We start from the raw sequence: 14,417 nt of genomic DNA, 5'->3' as shown, positions 1-14,417 counted from the left end.
CCATTGCTCAGTTCAGCGGAACGGGTTTTTCGCTCAGGACCGGGGGGGGAGCCGAGTGTTGCAGGCTGGCGACGCTCGTCGCATCGACAGGAGATGCGTTGTTGCCCCAGGCCCCACGGATGAATGTCACCACGTCCGCGATCTGCTCGGCACTGAGCCTCTGGCCGTAGGCCGGCATGACGAATGCGGAAGGCGCGCGGGCCATGCCGGGGAGTGCCGCGCCGCTCTGAACGACATGGACGAGGGAATCCGGCTTGTCGCTCATGACCACCGGGTTGCCCGCAAGCGGGGGAAAGGCCGGGGCGTAGCCCGCGCCGTCCGTGCGGTGGCAGGCGGCGCAATGATCGACATACACTTTGGCGCCGCGTGCCGTGGCGTTGCCTTGCCGCAGGGACGTGGCGGCCGCCGGATCGTACTGCCATGCCGTGGCCTTCGGATCGTTCGGCCCTAGAAAGCGGAGATAGCGGGCGATGGCGTGCAGGTCGGCGTCGCTGAGGTGCTGCGTGCCATGGGAGATGGCGTCGGTCATGCCGCCGAACGCTTCGCCCTTGCGGTTTCGCCCGGTGGCCAGGAACGTGACGATGTCGTCTTCCGACCAGGACGCCAGGCCGGTGCGCTGGTCCTGGCGCAGGCTCGTCGGAACGAAGCCGTCGACGGGGGCGCCACCCGACAGGAAAAGCGTGCTGCTACTGGCGGACAGGGTCTTCTCCTGCAACGCGATGCCGCGCGGAGAATGGCAGGCGCCGCAATGGCCGGGCCCCTCGACCAGATAGGCGCCGCGTGCGATGGCGGAATCGGGGAACGGGCGAGCGACGTCCTTTTGCGCGGACTGGACCGAGGGAGCGAAGGCCGCCCGCCACAGCGACATCGGCCAGCGCATCGACAGGGGCCAGGAGATGGCGGGCGTGGCGCTGGCGACGGGCTGTACGCCCTTCATGAAATAGGTGAAGAGCGCGTGGATGTCGCTGTCGCTCATGCGGGCGTAGGACGGGAACGGCATGGCGGGATACAGGCTGGCCCCGTCGCGGCGGACGCCCTCGCGGACGGCGCGGGAGAACGCCGCCTCGGAATAGGCCCCGATGCCGTGAATCGGGTCGGGCGAGATGTTGGGCGCGTAGATCGACCCGAAGGGAAGCCTGAAGGCCAGCCCGCCCGCGAAGGGGCGGCCGCCCTTGACGGTATGGCACGCGCTGCAATCGGATGCCTCGGCGACATACCGGCCCCTGGCGACCAGATCTCCGGTGTCATCGGCGCGGGCGTGCGGGGCGGACGCAAGCAGGAGCAGGGCCGCCGCGCCGAGGGCCGCCGCGAACGGGAATGCGCGGATTTTCATGCCTGCACCATGGGGCCGGGGTTTTTCAGATAGGTCGTACGGATGTGATAGGCCGACCAGTAGGCCAGCGCGGCGACCATGCCTGTCGGATTGTACCCCATGCCTTGCGGGAACGCGCTGGCGCCGATGACGAAGACGTTCGGGACGTCCCAGCTCTGGAGATAGCGGTTGACGGCGCTCGTCTTCGGGTCGGCGCCCATGACGGCGCCGCCGCCGAGATGGGTTGTCTGATAGCGCCGCGTATCGAACGGTTCGCCCGCCTTCAGCGTGCCCAGCGCGTAGCGGGTGGCACCCATCGCCTTCATGATGGGTTCGATCCTGCTTACGACATACTGGTTCATGCGGATGTCGTTGTCCTTCCACGTGAAGGTCATTCTGAGCAGGGGTTGGCCGTAGGCGTCCGAGTAGGTGGGGTCGAGATCCAGATACACGTCGCGGTAGGCCATGTTGCTGCCGTGCGCGTCGATCGCCAGCGAATGGCGGTAGGTGTCCACCAAGGCGTCCTTGTAGCCTTCCCCCCAGGTCGGTGCCTTGCCGCCGGGGCCGCCGATGGCGGCGGCGATGGGCTTGACGCCGGCCTGGTTGACCCACACCGGTGCGCCGCCGACGAAGCCGAGCGGGCCGTGGTCGAAATTCAGGCTGTTGAAATCGTCGATGGCGACACCCGCGCCGCCGGCGCCGACGAACTGGTTGGTATAGTGCCTCGCGGGCAGCCAGGCGCGGGAGGTCGTGATCGTCTGGTAGACGAAATTCCGCCCGACCGTGCCGGTGTTGCGCACCGGGTCGTATGGCTGGCCGATGCCGGACAGCAGCATGAGATGGACATTGTGGAACTGGAAGGCGCTGATGATGACGAGATCGGCGCGCAGTTCGACCTGCTGCCGGGTGCGCAGGTCCAGGTAGGTGACGCCCGTAGCCTTCCTGCCGTCGCTGTCGAGATTGACCTTCAGGACATGGGCTTTGGTGACCAGCGTGAATTTCGGGTCCTGACGCAGGGCCGGCAGGATATTCACGTTGGGAGATGCCTTGGAATACATGTAGCAATCATATCCGCTGCAATATCCGCAGAAATTGCATGGGCCCATCTGCACGCCATAGGGGTTGGTATATTGTGCCGAGGCGTTGGCCGCCGGCAGGGAATAGGGGTGGTACCCGACATTGGCGGCGGCGGTCTTGAAGAGGGTCGCGGAGTAGACGTCCTTCATCGGGGGCAGGGGGAAGGCGTCGGAACGATCCGGCGCGAAGGGATTGCCCTTGCCGGCGACCTTGCCCCTGATGGTATGGGGCTCGCCGGACGTGCCGAAGACTTTCTCGGCCTTGTCGAAGAACGGCTCCAGTTCTTCGTACGTCACGTCATAATCCTGAAGGTTCATGCCTTCGGGAATGAAGGACTTGCCGTATCTGGCGATAATGTTGGTCCGAAGCGCGAGATCGTCGGGGGCGACGCGGAAATGGACGCCCGACCAGTGCAGGCCGGCGCCGCCGACGCCCTCGCCGGGAAGGAAGGCGGCGAGGCGGCGGTAGGGCACCGCTGTCTGGTCGACCGTATTGCGGATGGTGACTGTCGTCTGCGACAGATTCTGGAAAAGGCGGTGGCGGATGGCACCCCGGAGTTCGTCGATGGAGCTGGGATAATCGCCTTCAGTCGCCGTTGCGCGGTCGTCGCCCCGTTCCAGGATCGTGACGGACAGGCCCGCCTCGGTCAGTTCCTTGGCGAGGATCGAGCCCGCCCAGCCTGCGCCGATAATGATGGCGTCGGTTTTCATTGTACTCATGATATGAAAATTCCTTAGGCCGTTTCGCCAGAAATCGAAACGGGACCGAACGGGTAGGGAGCCCCGTCCTGGTTGACCCAATCCATGAAGTCCGCGCGCGCGCCGGGGAAGCCGAGGAGGGTCCAGCCGGCAAGGCCCTTGTTGCCGCCATGGAGCGGATCGGAAAACACGCCTTCGAGCGTATTCTGCCGCAGTTGTTCGAAGAACGTGTGGCCCGGCACGGAGCCGAGCGCGATATCGCCCTGCTCCAGGGCTTTCAGGACCGTCGTCTGATCGGCGGCATCGAGATCCGCGAAGCCGCGGCCGTCGTGGTGGTCGCGCACATAGGCGTCGGCCGCCGCAATGCCCTGCCGATAGATCTCGCGCGGCGGCAGCGAAAGCTGATACCCGAGATTGGCTGGCGCGTTCTGGAATGGCCCGGACATGTACCACAGCGCGCCGTGGCCATAGGGCGTGTCCATCTGGCGATCGATGAATTCGGGGGCGCCGAGGCTGCGCGCGCCCGGCCCGTGTCCGTCGGTCGGGAAGATCCGCTCGCACGCCGCGTTGAGAAAGCGCCATTCGGCCTCGTTGAAATAGCGCGGCGTGTAGGGACCGGCCTGGCCCGCGGCCAGGGCGTCGGCCCAGACTTCGTGATTACTGTAAAGCCAGAAGGAGGCCGATCCGAGCAGGCCTCCGATAAAGGTGCGGCGGGTTGAGGACGGTGTTTTCATGGCGAACTCCATTACAGAAAGTCGGAAAGGCGGGTTTGTAAATAAAAAATTATTTATACCCTTGGAGGGAACGATTTTCGTTCGGGAAATTTTATTGTACAAATATTTTTCATTTCTATTTTTGTCTTTTTCTTGATTGTTTCTTGGTTGTATTTTTTTTGACGTTGAATAGTTCTTTGTTTTGAACGGCGATGCTCGTGGCTTGACGCGACCAGGGGAAAGATTGTGGCATCACACGCATGAGGTGGAAGAATGTGAAGTTGTAGGCTGTTGCCGAGCAGGCACGGGAATTCGCCTGAATCGATCTAAAAGAATGACACATGTGAGTTGAAGCCCATCATCGCGACGTTGCGCAAGCGTCTTTGGTCATCAAGTATCCCTGACGAGTTCCCTGCGTCGACCATGGCGATCGTCGTATCGCGTGTGCCGGACGCGACGCCAATCGGGATGGGTGAATTGCCGGAAGTGTGAAAATCATTTTAGACCCATCCAATACCAGTAGGTTGGGTCTGTAGGCAAAGGGAACGTTTCTTCGTGACGATAGAGTGCCATGGGCCGGTATTCGGGGCGCGAAACGGACGTTTGAGACGTGTCGAATGGCGACGAATTCACAATATCGTGAATTGGATCGATCTAGTGAAACGCCTGCCCGTCATGCAAAGGGCGCTTTGGATGCGACGGAATATCATCGAAAGGCGAGCCACGTGCTGCGACTGAAAAGCGTATCGGCGAAGATAGGCTTGCGCCTTCCACGTCGCATTTTGCGCGGACCGGCGATCGATCCGGCGGGCTTGCCGAACACGGCTTGCACCGATACCAGCCCTGCCTCCGTGGCCATTTCCCTACCTCAAGCGAGGGCGATGGCGCGGGCGGCCGAGGAAAAAGCCGTGTCGATCGGTACGTCGATCGTCGTGACGGTCGTGGATGAGGGCGGCCGAACGATCCTGGTGGAGCGGATGGCGGACGCGCAACTGGCCAGTCTGGAGCTTTCGGAACGCAAAGCCGTCAGCGCGGTGTTTTACAAACGCCCATCCGCCGCATTCGAAAAGGCGCTGGCCGGAGGAAAGATGGCGGTACTGGCGCTGCCGCATGCGATGCCGGCGGCGGGCGGTCTGCCGATCCTGCATGATGGCCGCCTGATCGGCGCCATTGGGGTGAGTGGAGGCAACAACGCCCAGGACGAGGAGGCGGCGGAAGCCGCCCTGTCGGCCATCGGATCGTGAACGGGATCCGGCCCCTGTTTCCGTTTCGGTATCGTTTTGTTTTCCGTGGTCCCCGTATGCGTCCTGGAGAAAAGTGAGGCATGAACAGACATAGTGACGTGGACGGCGCGGAGCCGGCCTCGCATTCCGGCATGCGACGCCGTTCGCTCATGATGGGAACGGTCGTGGCCGGGTTTTCGGTGGTGCTCGGCGATTTCGGACTTTCGGAGCATGCCGCGTGCGCGGCGACCGTCGACGACGGGGCTTTCCTGTCGGTCTCGCGGGCCGTCACCGGCCATGCGGACCTGGATCCGATCATCGCGCGCCGGCTGTTCGCGGCGATGCGGGCGACATTTCCGGAATATCGCGACAGGATCGGCCGCCTTTTCGACCTGGTTGCGCAGGGGGGGAGTCCGAAGGAGATCCTGGCGCGTTCGGGCGACCTGAAGGGCGACCTGCTGGCGTTGATTGCGGCCTGGTATACAGGTTCGGTCGAAGACAGGACGAATGCGCCGATGGTGGCGTATGACGACGCGTTGATGTACCGGCCGACGCGGGACGGATTGCCGGTGCCTACCTATTGTTTCGGTCGGCCTGGCTGGTGGGCGGAACCGCCGCCGCCGCTGGGCATTCCGGTGCGCGCGTCCCTGCCGGCGATGCCGCCCGCGCCGGTGCCACAGGGGATCGAGAGCAGGACGCCGCCGCAGACCACCCCGTTGGGGACGATCGCGCCGCAATCGCCGCCTCATTCCCCCCTTCATTCCCCGCTGCCGCACAGGGAGCTATAACGCGTGGCTATACCAGAATTTTCCACGACCGGAGACGTGTCGGCCGACGTCGTCGTCGTCGGCTCGGGTGTCGTGGGCGGCATGATCGCGAACGAGCTGGCGTCGGCCGGGCATTCGGTCGTCATCCTCGAAGCCGGTCTGCGCCTCAAGCGCGCGCAATATGTCGAGAACTGGCGGAACATGTCGTTCCATAATCGCCTCCATTCCGACTTTCAGGGGCTGTATCCGCAATCTCCCCTGGCTCAGGCGCCGCTCTATTTTCCACCGAACGATTATGTCGGCCTGTCCGGCCCCAACGGGTCGGCGTTCAAGCAGGGCTATCTGCGGACGGTCGGCGGCACGACGTGGCATTGGGCGGCATCGTGCTGGCGGCATCTGCCGGTCGATTTCGAGATGAAGTCGCGCTATGGTGTCGGCCGGGACTGGGCGATTTCGTACAACGATCTCGAACCTTATTATTGCCGGGCGGAAGAGGAGATGGGTGTTTCCGGCCCGCATGACGTGTCGCTCCAGTCGCCGAGCGAGCGCAGCCGCCCCTATCCACGCGACATGATTCCATTCGGCTATGGCGACCGACGGGTGGCGGAGATCGTCAATCCGCATGGCTTTCACCTGGTGCCGATTCCTCAAGGGCGGAGCGTGGAGCCGTTCGGCGATCGGCCGGCCTGTTGCGGCAACAATAATTGCCAGCCGATCTGCCCGATCGGTGCGATGTATAACGGCATCCAGCATATCGATCGCGCGGAAGCCAGGGGAGCAGTGACGATTGCCGAGGCGGTGGTCTACCGGATCGATACGGACGAGAACAATCGCGTCACGGCTGTCCACTGGTATGACGCGGAGCGCAGGTCTCACAAGGCGTCGGGCAGGACGTTCGTGCTGGCCTGCAACGGGATCGAGACGCCGCGGCTCCTGCTGCTGGCCGCCAACGCGCGCAATCCGAACGGTATCGCCAATTCGTCCGATCAGGTCGGTCGGAACATGATGGACCATTCGGGGGTGCATGCGTCCTTTCAGGCCAGCGAGCCGCTGTGGTTCGGTCGTGGTCCGGCGCAGAGCAGTTGTATCGTCGGGCCGCGAGATGGCGATTTCCGAAGCCGGTATTCCGCCAACAAGATGATCCTGAACAATATCAGCCAGGTCGCGCCAGCGACCGAGCAGGCGCTGAAACTCGGGCTGGTGGGGACGGAACTGGATGATGAAATCCGCCGCCGCGCGGCGTGCGGCGTCGATCTGTCGATCAGTCTCGAACCGCTGCCCGACCCCGACAACCGTCTGACCCTGAGCAAGACCCGCAAGGACCCGCTTGGCCTCGCCTGTCCGGATATTCATTACGACGTGGGCGACTATGTTCGGAACGGGCTCGATGCGGTCAATACCCAGGTCCGGCAGATCGCGGGGCTTCTGGGCGGGACGGAATTGCGTATCACCACCGACTACAACGCGAACAATCACATCATGGGCGGTACGATCATGGGGACCGACCCCAGGGATTCGGTCGTGGACGGCAATTGCCGGAGCCATGACCACGGTAATCTGTGGCTGCCCGGCGGGGGAGCCATGCCGTCCGCCAGCGTCGTCAACACGACCCTGAGCATGGCGGCTCTTGGCCTGAGGGCGGCCGATTCCATAAAAGCCGATTTCGAAAAGGGACGGGTATGAGACGATGGTCCGGAAAGGGGCTGGGGCTGGCCGGCCGTGTCGGGTTGGCCGCCGTGGCGCTGCTCTTGTCTCGTGCCGTCGTCCATGCGCAGAGCGTGGATGCAAATGAGCCGATCGCCGAGCGCGGGCGTTATCTGGCCGTGGCAGCGGATTGCGCGGCCTGCCATACCGCGCCGGGGGGTGGAAAGCCGTTTGCCGGAGGCTACGGCATCGCCTCGCCGCTCGGGGCGATCTATTCGACCAATATTACGCCGTCCAGGGATTTTGGCATCGGGACGTATAGCGAGGCGCAGTTCGGCCGCGCCCTGCGGGAGGGGATTCGCGGCGACGGTGCGCATCTTTATCCAGCGATGCCCTATACATCCTACACCAAGCTGACCGATGCGGATGTTCATGCGCTGTACGTCTATTTCATGACGGACGTGAAGCCGGTCGAGGCACCGGCACGGCGCACGGTGCTGCCGTTTCCCTACAACATTCGCGCTACCATGGCGGTGTGGAACGCGCTCTTCCTCGACGATAGGCGCTTCGAACCGGAGTCTGGCAAATCCGTCGCGGTCAATCGCGGGCATTATCTGGCTTATGCGCTGGCGCATTGCGACACTTGTCACACTCCGCGCAACGTGATGATGGCCGAAATGGGCGGCAGGGCGCTGGGAGGTGCCTCGCTCTCGTCGTGGTATGCGCCGAATATCACGTCGGACCCGAAAAGCGGCCTCGGTGGCTGGAGCGATGACGATCTGGCCCGGTATCTCAAGACCGGCGATGTGCCCGGAAAGGCCCAGGCGGGCGGCCCGATGGCGGAGGCTGTCGAACATAGCCTGCAATATCTGAATGACGACGATATCAGGGCGATCGTCGCCTATATCAAGCAGGTGCCGGCCATTGCGGACGCCGCGGACAAGGCGCCGCGCGATACGTACGGCAAGCCGTCGGATCGGGAAGCCGCGTATCGCGGGCTTGACGCGCGGGCGCTGGTCCGTGGGGAGCGGCTGTTCACGGGGGAATGCGCGGCGTGTCATCGTCCGACGGGAACGGGGAGCCCCGACGGCTATTATCCGCAGCTTTTTCATAATACCGCCGTGGGTGCCGCCCGGCCGGACAACCTGATTTCCACCATTCTGATGGGCGTGCGCCGCGAGGTGGGAGGGCATACCGTCTACATGCCCGGCTTCGGGAGCGGATCGTATGTCGATTCGCTGTCGGATCAGGACATTGCCGATATCAGCACGTATGTCGAACAGCAGTTCGGCAATCCGGCGGTGCGGGTGTCGGCGGAGGAGGTGACGCTGATCCGCACCGGTGGCCCGAAGCCGCTGATCGCGCGGCTGGGGGCGTTTGCCGTGCCGGGTATGATCGCCGGTGTGCTGATGCTTGCCGGGGCTGCCCTGCTGGTTCTGAGGCGGGTCGGGAAAAAGCCTTGAAAAAATTGGTGGAAACGTGAAACGACCCGATCGGAAGGCCGTCTCGGCCCTTCGGTTCATGGTCCGATGAAGTGGGATCAAAGATGCGCAACCCGTTGATGCTTGCCTTGACGGCACTGATTGCCTTCGCCGCGCCCGCCTGCGCGCAGACTGTGGTGTCGGCTAATGACGGACACTCCATTCTTCAGGATGGCGTGCAAGTGCTGCCCCGACCGCTGCTGCCCGATACGCTGTCCGTCCTGGAAAGGGGAGAGAGCGGCGCATGGCGGGTGCGGGCGAGCGTCCAGGTGGCCGCCAGCGTGGTCGGGCCGCCGACGGCGCTGGAATTTACACATGATGGAAAGATTGTTTTCGTGTCGTCGGCGTCGCGGCCGGATGTGAAGACCGGGAAGATCGTGCCCGACGATCGCATCAGTGTCGTCGATGTGTCGGGGCCGACGCCCCGGGTCGTCCAGCAGGTGGCCTCGGCCCCCGGTGCGACCACGATGCGCCTGACGCCCGACGGGCGGCATCTGCTTGTCGCCGACGGCCGCTCGGGCGTGCTGACATGGTTTCGCTTCGACGGCGGCAGGCTCGGCGAGCGCAAGGTGATTGTGCTGCCGGTTTCCGGCTTTCCGGCCGGTTTGACGATCCTGCCGGACGGCAAGCGCGCGCTCGTGAGCCTGTGGCAGGCGGACCGGGTCTATCTTCTGCACATCGCGGGCGATGACGTTTCGGTCGATCCCGTTCCGCTCGACATCGCGCCGGGGCCGTGGAACATCCGCATGACCCCGGATGGGCATTATGCGGTCATGGGCATGCTCGGTCATGGCGAGGGCCTGCCGGGTGCGCTCGCGGTGCTCGATCTGACGGCGTCGCCGATCCGGGAGGTCGGGCGGGTGACCGTGCCCAATGCGCCAGAGGGGTTGGATATTTCCCCGGACGGCCGGTATGTCGCGGTGGTGTCGCAGAACGGATCGGCGTTGCCGCCGCGTTCGCCGCGCTACAATCCGCGTGGTGTGGTGACGATGCTGGGCCTGGATAACGGGCAGTTGCATATACTCGCGCAGGCGCCCGGGACGTTGTGGCCGCAGGGACTGGTTTTTTCTCCGGATGGCAGGGAGGTTCTCGTCCAAGGCGTCATGGATCGCAGCCTGCGGACGTTGGGATGGAACGGGCGGAGGCTCGACCTGATCGGTGATGCGCCGCTGCCGGGGGGCGGGGCGGATCTGGAGAGGGCCCGGATCGCGGGTTGAGGCCGGGAAGCCTGCGGGATCGGGTCGTTCGGTCTAGGGCCGGGGATACGATGTCTGTGCCAGCCTGACGGCGGTCTGACCACGGCCGGGGCGAAGGTTGGGCATGACGAGCATGCAGTCCGGGTAGGGGGTGCGGATCTCGTCTGGTCCGTCCTGGGCGAGCAGGGTGCCCTGGCGACGGATGATCTCGCCTCCCAGGAATGGCCTGACGAATCGGAAGCTTGGCGTCTGGGCCGTCACGATATCGGTTACCACCAGGTGGCGACTGGCGGCGACCGGGGACTCGGGTACGGCGGGCAGCAGACCGCAATGCCGCAGCAACGCGCGTACCGCGCTGTCGGTTGTTTCGACCGTGTCGGCGGCCCAGTGGGCGCCGGCTTCCAGCAGGCAGGCGGCGTAGGGACTGTCGGGGTCTGCGAAGCGGGCGTAGTCGATCAGGCGGGGACCAGCTTGATGGCCGTGGTCCGAGACCACCAGCGGCGGGTCGCCGATCATCGTCGACAGGCGGCGGCCGCTCTCCGTGGCGCCGGCCAGGATCAATGGCGCGCCGGGCCAGAGCATTGAATGCAGGTCCATCAGGATGTCGGCGGTGTCGATCACCGGCAGGATCGCCCGCGCACGATCCAGTTCTGTCGAACGGCGGGGGCTGGAGAGGGACTGGCGGTTCCAGACCCGGTTCATGTCTTCCTCGACGAAGCGCGAGGCGACCGGATTGTCGGGCGTGAAGCGGGCAAAGGCCGCGAGGTTGGCGAACACCAGGGACAGGCGCCCGCATGCCGGACGGACCTGCTCGCGCAGCAGCCGGTCGAGAACGATGGCGCCGGCGAACTCGTTGCCATGAATCAGGGCCGTCAGCACTACGTGGGGGCCGGGGCGGGGAGCCTCGTGATGCATCACGCCGGGGATGCCGCAATGATCGGCCAGCCACGGGGAGAGGTCGGGGGGCGTGATCTCCTGGGTGCAAATCGGCAACGCCTGGGGGGCGGGTGGCAGGGTTTCGAGAAATTTCGGGCGGCGGCGCACTCGGGGCGAGGACGCGGGGCGAGAACCTGTGCCGCAACTCATTCCGCCAGACTCCGTGCGCCCGCCGGCCAAATGCCGGTCAGGCCATCGTCATGCGCCAGGGGAGCGGTCGGGCGGATCATGACGACGATTTTATAGTTTCGCGCCGGACCTGCAATGCCGCGAGATGGCGGCTGTCCTGTCCGAGAAATTCTTATGAGAATGTCTCGGATCGGCAGGCCGTCAGGTGGGGTCGATTGCCGTTATCCTGGCACTGGTCTGCCGTTCGATCTCACGCAGCAATTGCCGTTCCTCCGGCGCGCACAGCGACAGCGCCGTGCCGCGACGGCCGGCGCGGGCGGTGCGGCCTATACGGTGGATATAGGTCTCGGGCTGTTCGGGGACGTCGAAATTCACCACCAGCATCACATCTTCGATATCGATGCCGCGTGCCATCACGTCGGTGGCGACCAATACCCGCAGCGTGCCGCGGCGGAAGCTGGCGAGCGTGCGGTCGCGCCGTGCCTGCCCATGGTCACCATGCAGGGCCGCGGCCGGCAGGCCGGCGGACACCAGCGCGCGGGCCAGGCTGTCGCTGGCCTGTTTGGTGCGGGTGAACACCATGACCCGGTCCGGCGTGTCGCGCTTCAACAGCGCGATCAGCGTGGCGTTCTTGCGTGTGGCCGCGACGAAGGCGACTTGCTGGCGGATGCGGGGGGGCGGAGATGTGGCCTCGGGCGGGGCAATGTGCAGTGGACGGTGCAGCAGCCGGCGGCCCAGGGTGGCGACGGCGGGCGGCATGGTCGCGGAAAACAGCAGGGTCTGGTGCCGGGTCGGCAGGCGTTCGGCAATGGCCTGGATATCCTCGATGAAGCCGAGTTCCAGCATCCTGTCCGCCTCGTCCAGAACCAGACAGGTGGTCGCGTCCAGCCCGATCGTCCTGTCTGCCAGGTGATCCAGGAGGCGGCCGGGGGTGGCGACCAGAATATCGGCGCCGCCACGCAGGGCGCGAGTTTGCCGGTCCTTGGGCACGCCGCCGATCGCCAGGCCGATCATCAACTGGCAGCCATGGGCGCAGGTACGGATGGCGGATGCGGTCTGGCTGGCCAGTTCTCGGGTCGGAGACAGGATCAGCGTCCGGACCATGCCGGGGGCGCCTTCCTGCTCGGTCGTGGTCGGCCGGGGAGCGGCGAGGAGCCGTTGGAGTAGCGGCAGGGCGAAGGCGGCGGTCTTGCCGCTGCCGGTGCGCGAGAGGGCTTCGACATCCTTTCCAGCAAGGATCGGCGGGATCGCCAAGGCCTGGATCGGCGAGGGCATGGCGTAGCCGGCGCGGGCGATATTGGCCAGGATCCGGGCGTTCAGACCCAGTTGCGCGAAGGATGGCGCGTCTGTGCTGGTCGTATCGGCAGGGGGGAGCGTGTCGGTCATCCTCTGAGGGGATACCGTGTGTGGGAGCCGGGGGGAAGAAAGCGAATGTCGGACGGCATTGACGGCTGCGAGGGTCGGGCGGCAGATGGCGCGATGAGCATCCCCGACCCCCCGTCTGTCCTGGCCCCTGCGGCGCACGCGGTGGCAGTGGTGGCGGAGGATCTGGCCGGAATGCGGTCGCAGGCCTTCGGGTTGGCGACGCGTGCCGGATTGGACCCGTTTTTCTGTCCTGTGCGGGCACGGAGCCTGTGGGGCCGTGTGCCTGCCGCGTGGTGGCCCGCGCCGATGCGGGCCGTCGATCCGTTGGATGTGGGGACTGCTGGGCTGGTGTTCAGCGTCGGCGGCACTGGCGGCGCGGTGGGCGCCGCGTTGCGCGGAGGCGCGCGGCGGGTGGTGCAGATCCAGAATCCGCGCCTGCGGCTGGATCGGTTCGATCTGGTGGTTGCCAACCGGCATGATGAAATCAGCGGCCCCAATGTGCTGTTGTCGCGAACCGCGTTGCATGGGGTTTCGCCCGAGCGGCTCGCGGCGGCGCGGGTGGCGTGGCTGCCGCGTCTGGCGCATCTGCCGCGTCCGCTGGTTGCCGTATTGCTGGGTGGATCCAATGGCCGCTTTCAGTTGAACGAAGCAGTAGCGGCGCGTCTGGTCGTGCAATTGGCAGAGATGATGGGTCGCGACGGGATCGGGGTGGCTGTGACGCCGTCGCGGCGGACCAGCGAGGGCGTGTGCAGGATCGTTCGCGAGGCGCTGGCGCCTCTGGGCGGCTGGGTGTGGGACATGCGGGGGGACAATCCGTATCTGGGGCTGCTGGCCTGCGCCGATGCCGTCTTGGTGACGCAGGACAGTGTTTCGATGGTGTCCGAGGCTGTGGCGAGCACCGCGCCCGTGATGATCGTGGACCTGCCGGGCCGGTCACGGCGGATTGGGTTGTTTCTGCGCGAACTGGCCGGTGCCGGCCGCATCCGCCGCTTTATGGGGCGGCTGGAGGCGTGGCCTGTGACGCCGCTGGATGACACGATCGAGGTGGCTGAGGCCATGCGTCGAAGGCTGAGTCTGGACTAACAACTTGAAATCATGACAGGAAACGCGCGCCACCGGCGGTCCGGCACGCGTTTTCCGGGCGGGAGCGGCTTATACCAACCTGCTGACGAGGTGATTCATGAAGGGTACCGCGAAGCGCGGAATTGTGATTCATAGGATGCCGGAGTCAACGGAAGGCACCTGGAATGGGCAAGGCGCTGTCATTACGAGCGGACTACGACGCTGCGGGTTTGCGTAGACTGGCACGGACAACGAAACACGCTGGTCAGTCTCGACGGCTTGTAGCGCTGGCGGCGATCTATGATGGAGCCTCACGGGGGGCTGCGGCGCGCCTGGCTGGCACGGATCGGCAGATTGTGCGGGACTGGGTGGTGCGGTTCGACACCGACGGCCCTGATGGGCTGGTGGATCGTCATGCCGGGGGTGCTGCGCCACGGATCACGCCGTCCGTTCTGGAGGCCCTGGCGCATCGGATCGAGGAGGGATCGATTGCGGCCGTCCATGGCGTGACGGGCTGGCGATTGCGCGATCTTTGCGCATGGCTTCATGAACAGCACGGCGTCAGCCTGTCTGAATCCCGAATGAGCCGGATCGTTCGCCGCGAGGGTTTTCGCCTTCTGACAGCCCGCCCTCGGCATTATGCCCAAAATCCCGAGGCACAGGACATTTTTAGAGCGGAATTCATTCTGAATGAGTCGTCAGGGGTACCCAAGCGGGCGTATTTATGATTCATCATGATGGCCGGACGGGAGGCCGGCGGTCATGTCGAAAGCTCTGTCCGTGGATCTTCGCACCCGTGTTCTGGCTGCGGTCT

Annotated in this window: 12 protein-coding genes and 1 pseudogene; 8 read left to right on the top strand and 5 right to left on the bottom strand. The window is 64.9% G+C overall.

The annotated features are described in order from the left end of the window. Window positions 1-7: 7 nt before the first annotated feature. The 3 genes from HLH48_RS18355 to HLH48_RS18345 are packed head-to-tail and all read right to left on the bottom strand — an operon-like array spanning window position 8 to window position 3,821. A complete protein-coding gene (locus HLH48_RS18355; protein ID WP_182998931.1) occupies window positions 8-1,333 on the bottom strand; it encodes a c-type cytochrome in 1,326 nt (441 codons plus the stop codon). Beyond that, window positions 1,330-3,108: a GMC family oxidoreductase gene (locus HLH48_RS18350; RefSeq protein ID WP_182998930.1), complete on the bottom strand. Its 1,779-nt coding sequence runs from the start codon at window positions 3,106-3,108 to the stop codon at window positions 1,330-1,332. The genes HLH48_RS18355 and HLH48_RS18350 overlap by 4 nt, the downstream gene beginning before the upstream one ends. Window positions 3,109-3,122: 14 nt before the next feature. Further along, on the bottom strand, window positions 3,123-3,821 hold the full coding sequence (locus HLH48_RS18345) for a gluconate 2-dehydrogenase subunit 3 family protein (protein WP_246387505.1): 699 nt from the start codon (window positions 3,819-3,821) through the stop codon (window positions 3,123-3,125). Window positions 3,822-4,148: 327 nt separating this feature from the next. Here HLH48_RS18345 and HLH48_RS18340 point away from each other — a divergent pair, with 327 nt between their 5' ends. The 6 genes from HLH48_RS18340 (at window position 4,149) to HLH48_RS18315 (ending at window position 10,132) form a co-directional block, all read left to right on the top strand. Then, a complete protein-coding gene (locus HLH48_RS18340) occupies window positions 4,149-4,292 on the top strand; it encodes a hypothetical protein (protein ID WP_182998928.1) in 144 nt (47 codons plus the stop codon). A gap of 125 nt (window positions 4,293-4,417) precedes the next feature. Then, window positions 4,418-5,044, top strand: coding sequence for a GlcG/HbpS family heme-binding protein (locus HLH48_RS18335; RefSeq protein ID WP_182998927.1), 627 nt, complete (start codon window positions 4,418-4,420; stop codon window positions 5,042-5,044). Between the two features lie 80 nt (window positions 5,045-5,124). After that, window positions 5,125-5,811: a sorbitol dehydrogenase family protein gene (locus HLH48_RS18330; RefSeq protein ID WP_246387503.1), complete on the top strand. Its 687-nt coding sequence runs from the start codon at window positions 5,125-5,127 to the stop codon at window positions 5,809-5,811. Between the two features lie 3 nt (window positions 5,812-5,814). Beyond that, a complete protein-coding gene (locus HLH48_RS18325) occupies window positions 5,815-7,473 on the top strand; it encodes a GMC family oxidoreductase (protein ID WP_182998926.1) in 1,659 nt (552 codons plus the stop codon). After that, window positions 7,470-8,897 (top strand): cytochrome c, encoded by a 1,428-nt coding sequence (locus HLH48_RS18320; protein WP_182998925.1) that lies wholly within the window; start codon window positions 7,470-7,472, stop codon window positions 8,895-8,897. Before HLH48_RS18325 ends, HLH48_RS18320 begins: the two co-directional genes overlap by 4 nt. Before the next feature lie 83 nt (window positions 8,898-8,980). After that, window positions 8,981-10,132 carry a lactonase family protein gene (locus HLH48_RS18315; RefSeq protein ID WP_182998924.1) on the top strand — a complete coding sequence of 384 codons (1,152 nt, stop codon included), beginning with the start codon at window positions 8,981-8,983 and terminating at the stop codon, window positions 10,130-10,132. A 33-nt stretch (window positions 10,133-10,165) separates the two neighbouring features. On the opposite strand, the gene HLH48_RS18310 is transcribed toward HLH48_RS18315, so the two are convergent. Together HLH48_RS18310 and HLH48_RS18305 are read right to left on the bottom strand one after the other, a co-directional pair. After that, window positions 10,166-11,197 carry a M14 family metallopeptidase gene (locus HLH48_RS18310; protein ID WP_182998923.1) on the bottom strand — a complete coding sequence of 344 codons (1,032 nt, stop codon included), beginning with the start codon at window positions 11,195-11,197 and terminating at the stop codon, window positions 10,166-10,168. Window positions 11,198-11,377: 180 nt separating this feature from the next. After that, complete coding sequence (locus HLH48_RS18305; RefSeq protein WP_182998922.1) at window positions 11,378-12,562, bottom strand: DEAD/DEAH box helicase; 1,185 nt, start codon at window positions 12,560-12,562, stop codon at window positions 11,378-11,380. Between the two features lie 93 nt (window positions 12,563-12,655). On the opposite strand from HLH48_RS18305, the gene HLH48_RS18300 reads away from it, so the two are divergent. Next, on the top strand, window positions 12,656-13,624 hold the full coding sequence (locus tag HLH48_RS18300; protein WP_246387508.1) for a mitochondrial fission ELM1 family protein: 969 nt from the start codon (window positions 12,656-12,658) through the stop codon (window positions 13,622-13,624). Window positions 13,625-13,788: 164 nt separating this feature from the next. Then, window positions 13,789-14,286, top strand: a pseudogene (locus HLH48_RS18295) (winged helix-turn-helix domain-containing protein); the annotation flags it as partial. Between the last annotated feature and the right edge of the window lie 131 nt (window positions 14,287-14,417).

This window comes from Gluconacetobacter sacchari (assembly GCF_014174255.1).
GTDB classification, from domain to species: domain Bacteria; phylum Pseudomonadota; class Alphaproteobacteria; order Acetobacterales; family Acetobacteraceae; genus Gluconacetobacter; species Gluconacetobacter sacchari.
Note: the sequence above shows the minus strand (reverse complement) of the source record. Positions and strands in the feature narration are given on the sequence as shown.